Raw genomic sequence first — 17622 nt, 5'->3', positions numbered from 1 at the left:
GCAGAGTTAAGCCCATTTTTCTATCATTAATCGTAAATCTTTTGCGGTATATGGCTTGGTTAGAATGTCGTCCATACCGCTTTGAATACATTTCTCACGCTCTTCCAACGTGGTACCTGCCGTCAACGCAATAATCGGTAAAGCACACTTTTGTTCTCTCAGATAAGCCGTTGCCTCGAAACCATCCATTTCTGGCATCCGGCAATCCATAAACACCAAATCGTAGCGATTGCCCCCTACCGCTTTTATCGCTTCGATGCCATTGCTCGCGATGTCTGGCGTAATGGAGAGCTTTTTCAGCATCTGGTTGATAATCACTTGATTCATGCGAATATCATCAACAACCAGTACGGATAAATGCTCGATGGGTTTTTCGCTCTCATCAAGGTGTTTCTTTTTACTTTCGGCCTGAGTGACCACCGCTTGTTTAAGCGGGATCATGACGTCAAATCGACTGCCCTTGCCGAGCTCACTGGTCAAGGAGATCGTCCCTTTCATTAGCTCGATAAGATTTTTACATATTGCCAACCCTAACCCGGTGCCTTCAAAGTTCCGTTTTGCTGTGCGATCTGCTTGCACAAAGGGCGTGAACAATGCGGCCTGAGCTTCTTTCTTTATGCCAATTCCTGTGTCTACTACCGAGATAAACATCTGATTATCTTGCCACTTGGCGGTGACATTCACCCCTCCGTCGCTGGTAAACTTCACCGCATTGCCAGCCAAGTTCACCAGAATTTGGCCAATACGTTCAAAATCACCAATAAAGGCTTGGGGAAATGCACCTTGCTCATCGATGGAAAACGTAATCCCTTTCTCTCTCGCTTTTGGTTCAAAAATCCCGTAAATCATTTCGCGGAGGTCTTGCCAATGGAACTGAGAGGGTATCAACTCCATCATGCCCGCATTCATTTTGCTGAAATCCAGAATATCGTTAATGATGTGACGTAGCAGGTCACCGGAATGTGTCAGGTTGGTGAGCAAAGTGCGTTGTTCTTCATCCAATATGGTGGCTTGCAAAAGTTCGGCACTGCCTAATAAACCGTTCAGTGGTGTACGAAGCTCATGGTTGATCATCGCGACGAACTCTTTGGTAGAGCGCTCCGACTCTTCTGCACGAGACCGTGCTTCTTGGTTATTAGTTAATATAATCTGACGACTTATGGCGTTACAGAGTAACTCTCCGACCAACAGCATTTGGCTGACAACAAACTCATCACTGATTTCAACATCGTCTTTTAAGACGGATAACTCGCCGACGACTTGGTGGTCGACTTCAATCGGCAATCTAAGCAGATCTTCTTCCCATAGCGGATAGGGTTTGACCTGCTCGCTGACTGCAACAGCATCGTCACCGAACTGATAACTCATGACGGTAGAGATTAAACCTTTCTCAATCGTGAGGTTGGCTTTGGATAAAGCAAAAGAAGATTCTAACCGTTCTAACAAACTGGAAATTAAGCCATCATCGAGTGGACGACTTAAGAAGGCACGGCCAAAATGGATCAGCGCTTCATTAATTTGCTGTTCAAATTGAAGCTTGTGTAAATCTTTATGGGTTTGTTGTTTGAGCTGAGAGAGCACGAGTTCCAAATGTTGGTTGACTTCGTAGAGTTGAAGACTTTTCTGCTCCAGCAGGCGTTCTGCCTCTTTTCTCGAAGCGATCTCGCGCGCTAGCTTACGTTCTAAGGGAGACTCACCCGACATCGATTACCCTACCACGTTAACTTTAAATCGTACTTGGTTCCCGCCATCGTTCATGCAGCTCATTTCAATGGCCAGCTGCTCATTGAAAAAGTCGGCGCACCCTTCAAGCAATCCGAGACAAACATGAGACATACATCGCGCGCTATGATAATCAAACACTAGCTCACCTTCAGTTTCTGAAATAAAGTCAAATCTTGGCGGATTGGCTTCCGAGTAGAGTTTTTTGACCTCGATATGGATGTAGTCTTCAACCAAACGAATGAACTGAAAACTCGTTTTACATCCTTGTAAGCTATTATTAGATGGTAAGGAGTTGTATAAATTACTAAAAACGGACTGGCCGAAGACGCGTTGAAGGTCTTCTGGAGAAATACCGGTAGTCTTACTAAGCTGGACAATAAGCTTAACCAGATTGCGGTGGTCGTAACTTCCCACGGCAGTATAGACACCACTATCACCAGCTTCGAGCAAAACATTGTCTAATGTTTCTAAGCCAAATTTTTGCTCAACCAGATCCATAAACTCGGTAAAAATGATGCCTTTCATAGGTGACGCCATCCTTGCGTTAAATGATGTAGTAGAAAGCATGAGCCATATTCTGGGCTTTTTCAAATAGAAACAGGAGCTAACGTGTTGTCAGAGTTAAATAAAAATCACCTCATTCAACGATTTCAGCTGCATCAGACGGTTGGTTACCATCAAGAGGCATTGCGGCGCGTCTCACACTTGGATCATTCGAAACTACGTAAGGCCTCTGTTTTGATCGGTTTTGTCGAACGTGACCACGGGCTTTGCGTCATCTTCACCAAGCGCGCTCGCCATCTAAAACACCATCCAGGACAAGTCAGCTTCCCCGGCGGTAAATATGAAACAAGCGATATCGATTTGTCAGATACTGCCTTAAGAGAAACTCATGAAGAAATTGGGATCGGACGCGAGCACATCACGATATTTGGTCAAATGCCCGAGCTCGTGACCATCAGCCAATTCACGGTCACCCCGTACCTGGCTTTTGTCGATCCCACCTACACCGCTCAAATTGATGCCAATGAAGTAGATGAAGTCTTTGAAGTCCCAATAAGAATCCTGTTAGACAGACAGCAATTACACAGTCAACGATTTCGGATTAATAATTTTTCACATCGGGTCTTCGGCATGTCATATCAACACCACTTTATCTGGGGAATGACCGCCCAAATCATCGACTCGATGCAGAAACATATTATGCATCAATGTTAATAAAAATGACGAATGTACAATTTCCATTCACATTAGCTAAATTACTTATCAATAAGGCAAACGTTTTCTTTTGAAGTGCTCTAAATAATTTCATTGTTAAATTAGATAAACTAATGCCACGCATTAGCATAAATCACCAGTGGCACGGTATTTTCGTGACCAAAAACTCCTTTTTGACATATCATGTTATAAGTCATATCAATTCATGATTTAGATCTATTTTTTGTGCAAGATTTTTATGCAAAATTGCACCTGACTTATTTCCTGTTCCCAAAAATGAGTATCACAAAATGAATACTACAACTTCTGCGGCTTCGTCCGCACAAAATCCTAGTAAGTTCTCTTACAAGGACTTCACTTGGTGTCTGTCACTTTTCGGTACTGCCGTAGGCGCTGGCGTACTTTTCCTTCCAATTAAAGCAGGTGCAGGTGGTTTCTGGCCATTAGTTATCCTTGCTCTAATTGCAGCACCAATGACATGGTTCGCTCACAAATCTCTAGCTCGTTTCGTTCTTTCTGCTAAGAACCCAGACGCAGACATCACAGATACTGTTGAAGAACACTTTGGTAAGACTGGCGCAAACATCATCACTTTTGCTTACTTCTTCGCTATCTACCCAATCGTTCTTATCTACGGTGTTGGTATCACTAACACGGTTGACTCGTTCCTAGTGAACCAAATGGGTATGGAATCAATTCCTCGCTGGCTACTTTCTGGTGCGTTAATCGCTGCTATGACTGCTGGTGTTGTATTTGGTAAAGAACTAATGCTTAAAGCAACATCCGCACTGGTTTACCCACTGGTTGCAATCCTGCTAGCGCTTTCTTTCTACCTAATCCCAGATTGGAACAGCTCAATGATGTCAGTTGCACCTGATTGGTCAGCAATGCCATCTGTTGTGTGGCTAGCAATCCCAATCATCGTGTTCTCTTTCAACCACAGCCCGGTTATCTCTCAGTTCTCTAAAGAGCAACGTCGTGTTTACGGTGATGACGCAGTTAAGAAAACTGACGCGATCACTGGTGGCGCAGCAATGATGCTAATGGGCTTCGTAATGTTCTTCGTATTCTCTGTAGTGCTTTCACTGTCTCCAGAGCAGCTAGCAATGGCGAAAGAGCAAAACATCTCTGTTCTTTCTTACCTAGCGAACGTTCACGAATCTCCACTTATCTCTTACATGGGTCCTCTAGTGGCTTTCGCAGCGATCACTTCAAGCTACTTTGGTCACTTCCTAGGTGCTCACGAAGGTCTAGTTGGTCTTGTTAAATCTCGCTCTGGTGCATCAGTAGGCAAGATTGAAAAAGCCTCTCTAATCTTCATCGTGGTAACAACTTGGATTGTCGCTATCGTTAACCCAAGCATCCTTGGCATGATTGAAACAATGGGTGCTCCAATGATTGCAGCTATCCTGTTCCTAATGCCTGTATTCGCGATGCAGAAAGTACCAGCAATGGCTAAGTACAAAACTTCAGCACCTGTGCAAGTTTTCACAGCTCTTTGTGGTATTGCGGCAATTACTTCTGTAATCTACGGCGCTCTTTAATCTAGACACTTTTATAAAGTCTGATTAATCCAAGAATATAACGATAATAATAAGCCTCCCTCTCCCCTTGGGAGGCTTTCTTTTGAGGTAATCGATATGATTAGTGTTTTTGACATCTATAAAATCGGTGTTGGTCCTTCTAGTTCTCACACAGTAGGCCCAATGAAAGCGGGTAAAGAGTTTATTGATGATTTACGCTCAATGGGAAAATTGCGCGACATCACTAAAATCACCGTTGACGTATATGGATCACTATCACTGACAGGGAAAGGTCACCACACAGATATCGCAATCATCATGGGTCTTGCTGGCAATACGCCTGAGAAAGTCGATATCGATTCTATTCCGGGCTTCATTGCTCGCGTAGAAGAAACTGAGCGCCTTCCTGTTGGCATGCACTGTCACACAGTATCGTTCCCGAAAGATGGTGGTATGAACTTCCATACGACTAACCTTGAGCTGCACGAAAACGGCATGCAGATCCACGCTTGGATCGGCGACGAAAACGCGTACTCAAAAACCTATTACTCTATCGGCGGTGGTTTCATCGTTGATGAAGAGCACTTCGGCAAAGAAGAAGAGAACCCAATTAAATCTCCTTACGAATTCACAACAGCTGAAGAGCTAGTGAACCAGTGTAAAGAGAATGGTCTTTCTATCAGCACGCTAGTAATGAAAAACCAAGCGGCGCTGCACTCTGACGAAGAGTCTCGCACTTACTTTGCAAACATCTGGAAGACAATGCGTGAGTGTATGGACCGCGGCATGAATACTGAAGGTATTCTTCCTGGGCCACTACGTGTACCACGTCGTGCTGCAGCACTTCGCCAGCAACTGCTTACTTCAGAGAAAACCACTAACGATCCAATGTCTGTGGTTGATTGGGTAAACATGTTCGCTTTCGCGGTAAACGAAGAAAACGCAGCAGGTGGCCGCGTAGTTACTGCACCAACGAACGGTGCGTGTGGCATTATCCCTGCGGTACTGGCTTACTACGACAAGTTTATCCAAACGGTAACAGAGAAAGATTACATCCGTTACTTCGCCGCTTCAGGCGCGATCGGTGGTCTCTACAAGCGTAACGCTTCTATCTCTGGCGCTGAAGTTGGCTGTCAGGGTGAAGTTGGCGTGGCATGTTCTATGGCGGCAGCGGGCCTTGCTGAGCTTATGGGTGGTAGCCCTGAGCAAGTATGTATGGCGGCTGAAATCGCAATGGAGCACAACCTAGGTCTAACTTGTGACCCTGTTGCTGGTCAGGTACAGGTTCCATGTATCGAACGTAACGGTATTGCTGCTGTAAAAGCGATTAACTCGACTCGTATGGCGCTACGTCGTTCTTCGGCTCCTACTGTTTCTCTAGATAAGGTTATCGAAACCATGCTAGAGACAGGTAAAGACATGAACGCGAAATACCGTGAGACTTCTCAAGGTGGTCTAGCCGTTAAAGTTATCTGCTAAACATTACCGTATAAAAAAGCCCGAGTCCTGTTTCAGTACTCGGGCTTTTTATTATCTGTTAGAAAACTGAATTAGATAACTTGCGACGCCAACAAGAACCCGCCAAAAGCCAGACCAAACATCATCATAATGTTGCCGCCTTCTGCAGCATAACGCTCGACTAGGGTATTAGCGAGGCGAACCTTGTACACCATCGCCAGTGGTACAAACACAGCTAGAAAAACCAAGATAATACCAGCATAAGCTAGCACCGATAGGAACTGGTCAGCGGCAAGAATAGCGCCTAGCAGCGGCAGTATAAACGTAAGAACGTAGGTCACGAGGCGGTTTTGCTTAAACATATCTTTGTTTTGGTTGAACAGAGACATCGCCACACCAAAGAATGACGTTAACAAAGCTAAACCCGTGAACAAAGATAAGAACCCGCTGACCCATGGAGCATCGTGTTCAAAGCCAGACATCAACTCAGACACACTTGAGAACTGCGTAAGCTTATCTGCCGGTAGGTTACCGACCACCGCAAACAGCCAGCATAAGTAACACGCCAGCGGAATAAGCGAACCAATGATAACCATGTTGCGAAGCTGCTTATCACTGGCTTCCGTGTTGTAGGACACAAGGCTTGGGATAACGACCATAAAACCAAAGCTCGTGAACAGAACCGCACTGGTTTTAATTAAACCAACATGATCAGGATTACCAACTTGGCCTAGGTTCTCAAATGAGAAGGTAGGAAGCAGCACCGTCAGCGTCATCAGCAGGCTAACAAGCATCACAAAAAACAGAAGCCTGTTGAGCTTATCAATCACTCCCGTACCGCAAGCGACAATCGCACCAGATAGCAATGTGAAAGCAATTTGGCTTTGCATGAAGGTCAATGAAATCCCCATCGCACTTGCCGCTTGAACCAAGAGATCCGCGGCACCTAAGATGTAGGCCATCAATAGGCAGATAAGCAATGCGTACAACAAACCATTCGTCAGCAGTTGACCGCCCTTCCCTAACGTTTTTCTCGCAATCGAGTTAAGACCTAAACCGCCACCAGATTTAATCGTTGCTTCTAATAGGAGTAATGCGGAGTAAGTGGTGCCAAACCAGATCATTAGCATCAGCATTGTGCCGTACATCAAGCCAAACTGAGCCAGAACCATAGGAATTGCAAGCATGCCAGCACCCAAAGCGGTGCCCGAAATAATAAGGGCGCTACCCAATAATTTTGTGTTCATTTTCTTTAAAACCGTAATATTTGAAATAATTTAGACGTGCGAAAGCACAAACGTATTTGTTCTAGTTGGAATCAATACGAAAAATAAAATCGAGAAAATGAACGTGGCTGAAGAGAAGCCGAGCGAAGATACGGGGAGGATAAGAGAGTCGTTGAGGTTTCACATTGTGTAGAAACGGCTTGGTGTGGCGACCCTTCCGTTGGCTCCAAGATTGGAGAAGTAATTTTGAAAAGCATTAAGGTGTCCTAATACATCAGACAATCCTTTGGACATTCACAACACATCCTGTGTTATGTCATCTCAGGTTGAGATATAACCATATTATCGACTGGGCGAACGATTGCAACGCCCTATTTTCTATATGGCTATATTTTGGCCAAATGCTCATCCCTTTATTCGAATGTCTCAGTTGTGACTCGGCCTTTAATCTCGTTACCGGCATCTCGGATCAAATCAATTGGCGACATAATGACGCCCTTAACCGCACCTTGCGTCGCTTGCTTCGCGATCTCTTGGCTTTTATCCATAATCTGATCTGTTTTGACCGCTAGGTTATCGGCTTTAACCAAAATCGGCGGAATGTCTTCTCTTAGGGCCTGAGACTCTGCAACGATCTGAGGAACAGTCTGCTCACGATAGCCTTTGCTTTCGGTGATGACCGCAGGAATCACCGTTTCGCGGTACTGCTTGGTTTCCTTCAAGACAGATGGAATAACCTGCTCTCGATACAAGCTGACCTCTGAGACGATGGACGGAATTTTCTGATCAATCGAGGCGGCGGTTTTATTGGTATCGTTGACCGCGGCAGTCACACCATTCACACTTTCAATCACACTCGGCAATAAGGTTTCGAACGTATCCACGACTTCAAGCCACTCTTCAATCTGAAGGTTGGTTGAAAGCTCACTGACATCATTGAGAACCTGCGGATAGGTTTCTATCACTTCGCCAACTTTATTGGTCATGGAGTGAATCGCAAACCCTAAATAGAAAATTGAGATGGCGAGTAGCAGTTGAATTGCTGAACCGATCTTTGCAGCCATGAGTATCCCTTGTTGAAGCTTATCCTTTATTCGATCATAGCGTAATTTGGGCACAAAAAAAGCGAAGATAACTTCGCTTTTTTCTTTCAGGGACAGAGTGTTACTCTTCGCCTTTGTAAATACAGCCTGCTGTACACGTCTCTTTGATTTCAACTTTACTTAACAATGGCAAGCTTGGCTTCAGTTCGTTCCAAATCCACTTCGCTAGCACTTCACTTGTTGGGTTTTCTAGACCTTTAATATCGTTCAAGTAATAGTGGTCCAAACGATCATAGATTGGTTTAAACGCCGCTTTAATTTCTGAAAAATCGATAACCCAGCCTGTATGCGGATCAACTTCGCCTTCTACGTAAAGACGAACGAGAAAAGAGTGTCCGTGTAAACGACCACATTTATGGCCTTCTGGTACATGCGGCAAGTGGTGCGCAGCTTCGAACATAAACTCTTTGTATAATTCTGTTTTCATCTTGGATCTCAGGCTTTTTGTGTAGACAGGCGATTCTAGAGAATTACACCAATAGTGACAAGGCTCACTGAACAGTTGTTGTACAAGTCAACGTTTGCGTTACAAGATTTTCCGTAACACGACAAAAAAACGTCATGGCGCCAAAAACCCCGTTACAGCAAATCTACATCACATTTACATTCACACCACAGATACCGCAATCACATTCCTTAATCCCCCTCCTTTATTTATGGTTTTATATATCAAATGATATGCCTGTCTATTCTTATAAGAAGATATTAATCCAATAATGCGCCTATCTATAACAACGAAACTATTAATAACACTCGTCAGCGTTTTCAGTTTGGTACTCATTGCATCAACCACCTATCAATACTGGCAACAGCGCAACTTGATCAACTCAGTGCTCAGCGAGCAACTTCACGATAAAGCGAGCAACTATTTTGATAGCTTAAACATGATGATGCTGACCGGCACAATGGCTCAGAAAGAGACATTGCGTCAAAAAGCACTGGCTCAAGATGGCATCGAGCAAGTTCGCGTTTTGCGCGCTGAAGCCGTCAGTAGATTGTATGGCCCAGGCCAAGATAACCAAGCACCGCAAGATGACATTGATAAACGCGCGCTGGCTGGTGAGTTGGTCATCGAACCCATCACATCAGACTGGGGAACCGGCATTGTTGTCGCGCTGCCGATGAAATCGAGCGAAAACTACCGTGGGACTAACTGTGTTTCTTGCCACATGGCAAGTGAAGGTGAAGTGTTAGGCGCAATTCGTTTGGAATACAATCTGTCACACATCAGCAGCATGATCAGTCAGCGCACGATGATTGCCATCACGATCATGGGAACCCTCGGCTTTATTGGCTTAGTGCTCACGCTGCTATTGATCCGTAAGTTTATTGTGCGCCCAATCCAAACCACCTCTGGATTTATGCAAAGCGTCAGCGAAACGAAAGACCTCTCGTTAAGGCTCACCAACAAGCAAGAGGATGAAATTGGTCAATTATCTGGTGCGATTAACTCGTTTATGAACACGGTTAACGCAAGCTTGGTTCAAGTACAAACTACCTCGCATAACGTAGCAAGCAGTGCAGCAGAGCTTACCCGTGTTGCTCAAGTGACTGACGCTGCCGCCAGCAACCAACAACAAGAAACCTCGGACGTACAAGACAACATTGAGCAGATGCAGGCGCAGCAACTGCAAGTGGAACAAGCAACCGAAGACGCCTCTTCACTGATCACGCACACCACCACCATCGCAGAGCAAAGCGCCACTCAAGCGCACAATGCGAGTAGCGAAATCAAAAACCTCGTAACTGATATTGAGTCAGTAAAAGAGAGCATTGTTGAGCTTAACGATCAAACCAGCGAAGTCTCTTCAATTTTAGAGGTCATTAAAGGCGTTGCTGAGCAAACCAACCTACTCGCGCTCAATGCCGCTATTGAAGCTGCACGAGCTGGTGAACAAGGGCGAGGTTTTGCCGTGGTGGCCGATGAAGTACGCCAGTTGGCCAGTCGAACCGCCGAAGCAACAGGAAGCATAGAGTCAATCATCGCTCAGTTCCAAAAAGACAGTGAAGCCTCATTGCGCTCTGTTGATGGCGTTTGCGATACCGCACATGAACGTTCAAACAATATCGAGGCGCTCTCTTTAGCGATGTCTGATGTGGTGCAAGAAATGCAGCAAGCGCTTTCACACGCCAACAGTATTCAGCAGCAAACCAGTAACAACGCTCATTTAAGTCAGCAAGTTCAAAACAAGGTCCAAGTCATCACTCAACACGCAAACGATACGACTGAGTCCGCAAGCCAAACTCGCGATATCAGTATGAATCTCGAGCAATTGTCTGAACATTTAGAAGCGCTTCTGGCTCAATTTGCCCTTTCAGGTAAGAAATAGGCGAAATAGGCGCAAATTTGTTGGTCTAATTGAGAATAAAGGTTGAAGCCTAAGATTTGAAAGGTAATATGTTCCGATGAATCTGTAGAATTCAATCCAACCCAATGTTTGCTCATGGTTAATTGTTAGCCGACACAACATTGGGTTGAATTTTTACCTCAATGGAGAATATTTCAAACATGACTTACGCGCCTGTATCAGACGTTTTGAAGGGTAAGCTAGCAGTAGACAGTGAAGTAACTGTTCGCGGCTGGATCCGTTCGCGTCGTGATTCCAAAGCTGGAATCTCTTTCCTTGCCATTTACGACGGCTCTTGTTTCGACCCGATTCAGGCCGTGGTCCCTAATAATCTTAATAATTACGAAGACGAAGTATTAAAGCTAACGACTGGCTGCTCTGTTGAAGTAACAGGTAAGATTGTTGAGTCTCCTGCGAAAGGTCAAGACTTCGAACTCGCAGCAACTGACGTTAAAGTTGTTGGCTGGGTTGAAGATGCCGAAAGTTACCCAATGGCGAAAACTCGTCACTCTATCGAATACCTTCGTGAAGTTGCTCACCTACGCCCGCGTACAAACGTAATCGGCGCAGTAGCACGTGTTCGTAACTGTCTATCTCAGGCAATTCACCGTTTCTACCACGAGCAAGGTTTCTTCTGGGTATCGGCTCCACTTATTACTGCTTCTGATGCTGAAGGTGCAGGTGAAATGTTCCGCGTTTCTACGCTAGACATGGAAAACCTACCTCGCACAGACAAAGGCGAAGTGGATTACAACGAAGATTTCTTCGGTAAAGAGACCTTCCTAACGGTATCTGGTCAGCTTAATGGCGAAGCTTACGCTTGTGCACTAAGCAAAGTTTACACGTTCGGTCCTACTTTCCGTGCTGAAAACTCAAACACAAGCCGCCACCTAGCAGAATTCTGGATGGTTGAACCTGAAGTAGCGTTCGCCGATCTAGAAGATATCGCTAAGCTTTCTGAAGACATGCTTAAGTTTGTATTCAAAGCGGTACTTGAAGAGTGTCGTGACGACCTAGAGTTCTTCGCTCAGCGCATCGACAAAGAAGCAATCACTCGCCTAGAGCAGTTTGTAACTTCTGACTTCGCGCAAGTTGACTACACTGACGCTATCCAAATCCTTCTAGATTCTGGTCGTGAGTTCGAATTCCCTGTTGAATGGGGTATCGATATGTCTTCTGAGCACGAGCGTTTCCTTGCTGAAGAGCACTTCAAAGCGCCTGTAATCGTTAAGAACTACCCGAAAGACATCAAAGCATTCTACATGCGTGCGAACGATGACGGTAAAACGGTAGCGGCAATGGACGTACTCGCACCAGGCATCGGCGAAATCATCGGTGGTTCTCAACGTGAAGAGCGTTTAGACATCCTTGACGAGCGTATGCGTGAAGTAGGCATCGACCCAGAGCACATGAACTGGTACCGCGACCTACGTAAATACGGCACAGTGCCTCACTCTGGCTTCGGTCTAGGTTTCGAGCGTCTAGTGTCTTACGTAACAGGCATGGGTAACGTTCGTGACGTGATTCCATTCCCACGTACACCACGTTCTGCAAACTTCTAAATAGAAGTTACGAATAGCAAAAAGCCTCCAATTTTGGAGGCTTTTTTGTATCCGAAGTGCCTTTTGGTATCAGCAAACTCTACCCTTATTCTATCTCGTTGGTTTTCGCTGCATAGCGAATACTCATCCAACAGAGTGCTAACATCACGAAAGGTATCGCCGCTGCGGTGTACTCTGTCCAAGCGAGTCCTGCAAATGATTTGGCCAAGATCAAATGGCCTACGATCAGTAAAAGCGCGCATACAATTGCAATGCCTATCAAACGGAACTCGTGTTTAGTTCTTTGCTTTTCCATACCCTATCCCTTTTCAATGTGAATCTAGGTATTCAAGCATGAAATAACTGACCAATAGCATTACAGTTAGGCTGAAAAATCACCGAACAGTTAGGTTATCTCCTTCTTACTCAGCCACTTACTGATTTGATTTAACGCCATTCGAATCTCTGGTTCAAAGGCAAAAGAAACGTTCAACCTAATACAGTGCTGATATTGCTGTTGTGAGCTAAACAGTCTTCCATAACCGATTGAGACGCCGTTCTTCTGCAAGTGTTCATACAGCTCGTAGCTATCTATGTTCTTCGCTAACTGCAGCCACAAGAAGTAGCCACCGTGCGGATCATTGACGGTGCATTGAGGAGGGAAAGTCTCGCGGATATAGGTCAAATACTCTTGCTGCCTCTGCTGCATTAACTTTCGCAGTTTACGTAAGTGATTATCGTAGCTTTCGAATTGAAGATAATGGGCAATACCTTGCTGAACCGGGGAGCTGCCCGATAGTGTCGAAATCAGTTGCTGCTTTTGAAGCTGCTTGCTGTACTGGCCGTTCACCACCCAACCAATCCGATAGCCCGGGCAGAGTGACTTGGAAAACGAGCCACAGGTTAACACTCGATCTTCAGTGTCCCAAAACTTCAATGGCTTGGGTTTGTCATCACCGAAATAGAGCTCAGAATAGACATCATCTTCAATTAAAGTGACATCGTAATGATTGGCAAGCTCAACCAGCTTCTGTTTTTCCGTATCCGTTAATGTGGTACCAGTAGGGTTTTGAAAATTTGGCATCAGCCAACTCGCCCTAGCCCCCTGTTGAAAAGCCTTTTCTAACGCCACTAAATCAATGCCGTTTAAAGGTTCGATAGCCACAGGAACAACGGAAAGCTGAAGCCTTTTGGCTGCTTGTAACGCACCATAAAAAGCCGGGGCTTCGATTGCTATTGTCTCTTGCGGAGAAGTGGAAACTTGTAAGCTCAAGTTGAGCCCTTCCATGGCACCTGAGGTAATCACAATATCATCGGCCGTGACGTTTACCCCCTGATTCAAATAACGTTGAGCGATCAAACGGCGCAGGTCTTCATTGCCAGGAGGCATATCTTGAATGATAGATTGAGACGACATCTTGCGTCCGGCGCTGGCTAAATGGCGCGTCAAACTGTCAAAAGGGAAAAGAGAGGGATCGGGCAACGCTGAGCCAAATGCCGTGTCTGCTTTCATGTTCACCTGCAAAAACTCATACAGCTCATCATTATAGGCAGGTCGGATTGTCGGTTGTTCGGCTACCTCTACCCTGTCCATTCTCGGCGTTACAAAATAGCCAGATTGAGGCTTAGCCACCAGCCAACCTTCAGACTCAAGCAGTTGATAAGCTTGTAGCACTGTCGCCGCACTCACTGCGTAGTTTTGACTCGCCTTGCGCACTGATGGAATTTTCTCCCCTGAACGCCAAGTGTTACTCAGGATTTGTTGTTTAATATCGTCAGCCAACGTTTGATAGCGATTCATACTTCCCTCTCATCAATCACGGCAAACATATCATAACCCGTGCCAAATTCAGCGCCAGAGCACGAAACTCCTATAGATTCTCTTTAACGAACTCTGTTTGTTGAGTTCTGTCACATTAATTATTTAATGCTTTGTTACATTTATCCTTCTTTAGTGAACTCAATAACCTTACTAAATGGATAATTATAATGACTAAGTACAACGAAACTGATATTCAGTACAAAGGCGAAAGTAACGGCGTTCACAGCTGGACCTCACCTTCAGGCCAACCTTACTACTGGCACCCTGACTGGCTGCATATTGCTGAAGACGCAACTGGCTCTCATCCTCATCAAGATCTTGAACTGCCAGAGGGCGAGCAAGCAACTGAAAAACATGCCGTAAAAGCAATTCTGTCTCACTTAAACCAATGGGCGAAAGCTAAGCTTAACGCTAACCCTGATATCGAGACTCAAGCTCGTGAGTCTGAAATCAACTTAAAGAAATAACCTACTTTCGCAATCAGTAGTTAAGTTGCGCGCCACTGTACGCGCAACTTTTTCACGTTTACCCCTCATACATTCCACCCTATTAACCTTTTGACTAATCCCACAGTAGTACTAATGTTGTAAAAATGTACCCATATGGGAAATTTAAAGATATGATTTCAGGTCTTTTATAAACGACAGATATGGATATCTAGAAAGACTATGATGGAAACAGTGACGACATAAAGGCTAGATGATGGTGAACTCGAATTATAATGGGCCACTCACGCTTAAGTTGTATGCAATTGCAGCTCTGATTTTTGGTACCTATGGTGGGCGTGTATGCCCAATGCTTGAAACACTTTCTGCATGGGAAATATTGTTTCATGTCGGCGTTACCTTCTCTGCAGTTTTCTTGGTTCGACACTTTTTGTTAAACAACCATTCTTTCGTTCAAGAAAACCGACTAGCTCGTTTGGATGCGACACTATTTTTCTTCGCCAGTCTCCCGTTAGCCTTGTTTTACAACCTACAGTATGACTTCACTCTCGACAGCAATCTTAAGGTTCTGTTTGGGATGACGTTATTTGGCTTCTTCACTGGCTTAATCTTGCAGCTCTGCGCCAAATTGAATCAACTTAGTCAGTTATCAACCTCTCAACAGTACGAATTTGAATTGAGCGGTCAAAGACAATCGATGGTTCAGCAGATGATTTTACTCGTCAGCTTGCTACTGATCACGCTCACCTCGATGCTGACCATGATTGCAGTAAAAGATATCTTTTGGCTCGAACACAACCCTATGTATGTCCTCGATGGCACTGGTAAAATCAGTATCATCAAAGAGTTCATCTACATCTCGATTGTTCTTGGCGGTTATGCGGTGACCATTATGGTGCTTTGGTCTAAAGTCATGCGCAAAATCCTCCAGATCCAAGAAGCCTCTCTCATTGCCGTCACTCAAGGTGATACAAGCGCAAGAGTGCCGGTCTTCGAGCACAACGAATTAGGCTCTATGGCATCACTGACTAACCAAATGCTGAGCAGCCTTGAAAACAGTCAAGAAGAAGTCAAAACCACCCGTGACGTAGCGATTGTTAGCCTGTCAGCGCTGGCTGAGTCTCGTGACAATGAAACGGGGGCTCATATACTACGGACTCAAGAATACGTCCGTGCTTTGGCGCAACATTTAAGCCAGTTCAACCAATATCAACCCTTGTTAACGCCTGACTACATTGAACTCTTGTATAAGTCAGCACCTCTTCACGACGTAGGGAAAGTCGGGATTCCTGACAATATTTTGCTCAAACCCGGAAAATTGACCGATGCTGAATTTGAGGTCATGAAAGGTCACCCTCAAATTGGTGCAACAGCACTTTCTATGGCAGAGAAGCAATTGGGCAGTAACTCTTTCCTTCAATTGGCGAAAGAAATTTCACTCACTCACCACGAAAAGTGGGATGGCCGAGGTTATCCAAACCAGTTAAAAGGTGAAGAAATCCCTCTTTCAGGGCGTTTAATGGCGATAGCAGATGTTTATGACGCACTTATTTCCGAACGCGTGTATAAAAAAGCGTTCAGCCATGAAAAAGCAAAAGCCATTATTCTTGACGGTAACGGTAGTCATTTTGATCCAGCGCTTGTTGACGCTTTTCTAGCCATTGAAGACGAATTTGTTGCAATTGCTGATAAATATCGCGGTATGGAAGCCAAAGAAAATCAGCAAGAAATAGAGCTTCTCGAACAAGCGGCTCGAACCTAACCGACTTGTCGCAATACTCAACCCATTGAGCTATCCCCTAGTCTACTTTGCTAAGGGATAGTTGCATTAAATGGCGTGATTTTTTCACTGGGATAGCTAAAGCTTTATATTTCACCACTTTCTTCCCTCTGGCTGTTGTCTCAGCCTGATTAGACAGGTATAAATAACTCAGTTATATATCTTCCCCTTCGATTAACACGGATGACGATTATGTTTGAAAAAGTAGTTGCTGCTCCTGCGGACCCTATTCTTGGCCTTACTGAAGAGTTTAAAAAAGACACTCGCTCAGAAAAAATCAACCTAGGCGTTGGTATTTACAAAAATGAACAAGGTGAAACACCGGTTCTTGCAACGGTTAAGAAAGCCGAAGCTGCATTGGTTGAAACGGAAAAAACCAAATCATACTTAACAATCGAAGGTACTGCAGAGTACGCATTAGCTGTTCAAAAACTGCTATTTGGTGAAGACTCTGAAATCGTTGCGCAGCAACGTGGTAAAACAGCTCAAGCCCCGGGTGGTACGGGCGCACTTCGCGTCGCAGGTGAGTTCATCAAACGTCAACTAGGCGATGCTAAAATTTGGATCAGTAACCCAACGTGGGCTAACCACAATGGTGTATTCACCGCAGCGGGTATCGAAACGGCTCAGTACAGCTATTACAATGCTGAAACGAAAGACAAAGACTTTGCCTCTATGGTTGCTGATCTGTCTAAAGCAGCAGAAGGTGATATCGTTCTTCTACACGGCTGTTGTCACAACCCTACCGGTATCGACCCAACAGCTGAAGAGTGGGAAACACTGGCTAAGCTCATTGCAGAGAAGAAACTGCTTCCTCTATTCGACTTCGCTTACCAAGGCTTTGCAAAAGGCGTTGAAGAAGACGCTCAAGGCCTACGTATCTTTGCTAAATACAACAAAGAAATCCTAGTAGCGAGCTCGTTCTCTAAGAACTTCGGTCTGTACAATGAGCGTGTTGGTGCCTTCACTCTTGTTGCAGAATCAAGCGAAGTAGCAAACACGGCGTTTTCACAAGTTAAAGCGATCATCCGTTCTATCTACTCTAACCCACCAGCTCACGGTAGTGCTGTTGTAACGCAGATCTTAAACAATGCTGAACTTCGTGCAGAATGGGAAGCGGAAGTTGCCGAGATGCGTGACCGCATTCAAGAGATGCGTGAACTGTTCGTTCGCACACTGAAAGAGCAAGGCGTAGACGCTGACTTTAGCTTCATCGAACGCCAAAACGGTATGTTCTCATTCTCTGGTCTAAGCAAAGAGCAGGTTAACCGTCTTAAAGACGAGTTTGCTATCTACATTGTAGGTTCAGGCCGTATCAGTGTTGCTGGCATGACTAAAGCGAACATGCTGCCACTGTGTAAAGGTATTGCAGCTGTTCTGTAATAGTTAACGTTAATAACGAAAAAGAGCCTGTAAATAAACCAAATGCCAG

The 17622-nt window shown here is 45.0% G+C and carries 15 protein-coding genes; 8 read left to right on the top strand and 7 right to left on the bottom strand.

Annotated elements, in window-relative coordinates; all coding sequences use genetic code 11:
- Positions 1 to 6 precede the first annotated feature (6 nt).
- Together EJ063_RS07745 and EJ063_RS07740 are read right to left on the bottom strand one after the other, a co-directional pair.
- A complete protein-coding gene (locus EJ063_RS07745; RefSeq protein WP_126573634.1) occupies positions 7 to 1704 on the bottom strand; it encodes an ATP-binding protein in 1698 nt (565 codons plus the stop codon).
- 3 nt (positions 1705 to 1707) lie between these two features.
- Positions 1708 to 2250, bottom strand: coding sequence for a heme NO-binding domain-containing protein (locus EJ063_RS07740; protein ID WP_126573632.1), 543 nt, complete (start codon positions 2248 to 2250; stop codon positions 1708 to 1710).
- Between the two features lie 84 nt (positions 2251 to 2334).
- On the opposite strand from EJ063_RS07740, the gene EJ063_RS07735 reads away from it, so the two are divergent.
- The 3 genes from EJ063_RS07735 (at position 2335) to EJ063_RS07725 (ending at position 5945) form a co-directional block, all read left to right on the top strand.
- Complete coding sequence (locus EJ063_RS07735; RefSeq protein WP_126573630.1) at positions 2335 to 2943, top strand: CoA pyrophosphatase; 609 nt, start codon at positions 2335 to 2337, stop codon at positions 2941 to 2943.
- Positions 2944 to 3233: 290 nt separating this feature from the next.
- A complete protein-coding gene (locus tag EJ063_RS07730) occupies positions 3234 to 4487 on the top strand; it encodes an aromatic amino acid transport family protein (RefSeq protein WP_126573628.1) in 1254 nt (417 codons plus the stop codon).
- A 96-nt stretch (positions 4488 to 4583) separates the two neighbouring features.
- Entirely contained in the window at positions 4584 to 5945 is a 1362-nt protein-coding gene (locus EJ063_RS07725) for an L-serine ammonia-lyase (RefSeq protein WP_126573626.1), read from the top strand.
- A gap of 71 nt (positions 5946 to 6016) precedes the next feature.
- Here the strand turns inward: EJ063_RS07725 and EJ063_RS07720 are convergent, their stop codons facing one another.
- From EJ063_RS07720 to queD, 3 genes are all read right to left on the bottom strand, one after another.
- Positions 6017 to 7171 (bottom strand): amino acid permease, encoded by a 1155-nt coding sequence (locus tag EJ063_RS07720; RefSeq protein WP_126573624.1) that lies wholly within the window; start codon positions 7169 to 7171, stop codon positions 6017 to 6019.
- Positions 7172 to 7563: 392 nt separating this feature from the next.
- Positions 7564 to 8214, bottom strand: a complete 651-nt coding sequence (locus EJ063_RS07715; RefSeq protein ID WP_126573622.1) for a hypothetical protein — start codon at positions 8212 to 8214, stop codon at positions 7564 to 7566.
- Positions 8215 to 8314: 100 nt separating this feature from the next.
- On the bottom strand, positions 8315 to 8680 hold the full coding sequence (gene queD / locus EJ063_RS07710; protein WP_126573620.1) for a 6-carboxytetrahydropterin synthase QueD: 366 nt from the start codon (positions 8678 to 8680) through the stop codon (positions 8315 to 8317).
- Positions 8681 to 8969: 289 nt separating this feature from the next.
- Between queD and EJ063_RS07705 the strand changes: the two genes are divergently transcribed.
- Positions 8970 to 10583 (top strand): methyl-accepting chemotaxis protein, encoded by a 1614-nt coding sequence (locus EJ063_RS07705; protein ID WP_126573618.1) that lies wholly within the window; start codon positions 8970 to 8972, stop codon positions 10581 to 10583.
- 179 nt (positions 10584 to 10762) lie between these two features.
- Positions 10763 to 12163: an asparagine--tRNA ligase gene (gene asnS / locus EJ063_RS07700; protein ID WP_126573617.1), complete on the top strand. Its 1401-nt coding sequence runs from the start codon at positions 10763 to 10765 to the stop codon at positions 12161 to 12163.
- An 85-nt stretch (positions 12164 to 12248) separates the two neighbouring features.
- Here the strand turns inward: asnS and EJ063_RS07695 are convergent, their stop codons facing one another.
- Together EJ063_RS07695 and EJ063_RS07690 are read right to left on the bottom strand one after the other, a co-directional pair.
- A complete protein-coding gene (locus tag EJ063_RS07695; protein ID WP_126573615.1) occupies positions 12249 to 12458 on the bottom strand; it encodes a hypothetical protein in 210 nt (69 codons plus the stop codon).
- Positions 12459 to 12548: 90 nt separating this feature from the next.
- Positions 12549 to 13943 carry an aminotransferase-like domain-containing protein gene (locus EJ063_RS07690; protein WP_126573613.1) on the bottom strand — a complete coding sequence of 465 codons (1395 nt, stop codon included), beginning with the start codon at positions 13941 to 13943 and terminating at the stop codon, positions 12549 to 12551.
- A gap of 188 nt (positions 13944 to 14131) precedes the next feature.
- On the opposite strand from EJ063_RS07690, the gene EJ063_RS07685 reads away from it, so the two are divergent.
- The 3 genes from EJ063_RS07685 (at position 14132) to EJ063_RS07675 (ending at position 17573) form a co-directional block, all read left to right on the top strand.
- Complete coding sequence (locus EJ063_RS07685) at positions 14132 to 14431, top strand: hypothetical protein (RefSeq protein ID WP_126573611.1); 300 nt, start codon at positions 14132 to 14134, stop codon at positions 14429 to 14431.
- Between the two features lie 235 nt (positions 14432 to 14666).
- Positions 14667 to 16172: an HD domain-containing phosphohydrolase gene (locus EJ063_RS07680; protein ID WP_126573609.1), complete on the top strand. Its 1506-nt coding sequence runs from the start codon at positions 14667 to 14669 to the stop codon at positions 16170 to 16172.
- Positions 16173 to 16382: 210 nt separating this feature from the next.
- Positions 16383 to 17573 carry an amino acid aminotransferase gene (locus EJ063_RS07675; RefSeq protein ID WP_126573607.1) on the top strand — a complete coding sequence of 397 codons (1191 nt, stop codon included), beginning with the start codon at positions 16383 to 16385 and terminating at the stop codon, positions 17571 to 17573.
- The last annotated feature ends 49 nt before the right edge of the window (positions 17574 to 17622 follow it).

The sequence above is a fragment of the Vibrio aquaticus genome, from assembly GCF_003970385.1.
In the GTDB taxonomy this organism is placed as follows: Bacteria; Pseudomonadota; Gammaproteobacteria; order Enterobacterales; family Vibrionaceae; genus Vibrio; species Vibrio aquaticus.
Note: the sequence above shows the minus strand (reverse complement) of the source record. Positions and strands in the feature narration are given on the sequence as shown.

Coding starts and splice junctions, on each gene's coding strand:
- EJ063_RS07745 (WP_126573634.1), bottom strand. CDS start 1,704: ATGTCGGGTGAGTCTCCCTTAGAACGTAAGCTAGCGCGCGAGATCGCT.
- EJ063_RS07740 (WP_126573632.1), bottom strand. CDS start 2,250: ATGAAAGGCATCATTTTTACCGAGTTTATGGATCTGGTTGAGCAAAAA.
- EJ063_RS07730 (WP_126573628.1), top strand. CDS start 3,234: ATGAATACTACAACTTCTGCGGCTTCGTCCGCACAAAATCCTAGTAAG.
- EJ063_RS07725 (WP_126573626.1), top strand. CDS start 4,584: ATGATTAGTGTTTTTGACATCTATAAAATCGGTGTTGGTCCTTCTAGT.
- EJ063_RS07720 (WP_126573624.1), bottom strand. CDS start 7,171: ATGAACACAAAATTATTGGGTAGCGCCCTTATTATTTCGGGCACCGCT.
- EJ063_RS07715 (WP_126573622.1), bottom strand. CDS start 8,214: ATGGCTGCAAAGATCGGTTCAGCAATTCAACTGCTACTCGCCATCTCA.
- queD (WP_126573620.1), bottom strand. CDS start 8,680: ATGAAAACAGAATTATACAAAGAGTTTATGTTCGAAGCTGCGCACCAC.
- EJ063_RS07705 (WP_126573618.1), top strand. CDS start 8,970: ATGCGCCTATCTATAACAACGAAACTATTAATAACACTCGTCAGCGTT.
- asnS (WP_126573617.1), top strand. CDS start 10,763: ATGACTTACGCGCCTGTATCAGACGTTTTGAAGGGTAAGCTAGCAGTA.
- EJ063_RS07695 (WP_126573615.1), bottom strand. CDS start 12,458: ATGGAAAAGCAAAGAACTAAACACGAGTTCCGTTTGATAGGCATTGCA.
- EJ063_RS07690 (WP_126573613.1), bottom strand. CDS start 13,943: ATGAATCGCTATCAAACGTTGGCTGACGATATTAAACAACAAATCCTG.
- EJ063_RS07685 (WP_126573611.1), top strand. CDS start 14,132: ATGACTAAGTACAACGAAACTGATATTCAGTACAAAGGCGAAAGTAAC.
- EJ063_RS07680 (WP_126573609.1), top strand. CDS start 14,667: ATGGTGAACTCGAATTATAATGGGCCACTCACGCTTAAGTTGTATGCA.
- EJ063_RS07675 (WP_126573607.1), top strand. CDS start 16,383: ATGTTTGAAAAAGTAGTTGCTGCTCCTGCGGACCCTATTCTTGGCCTT.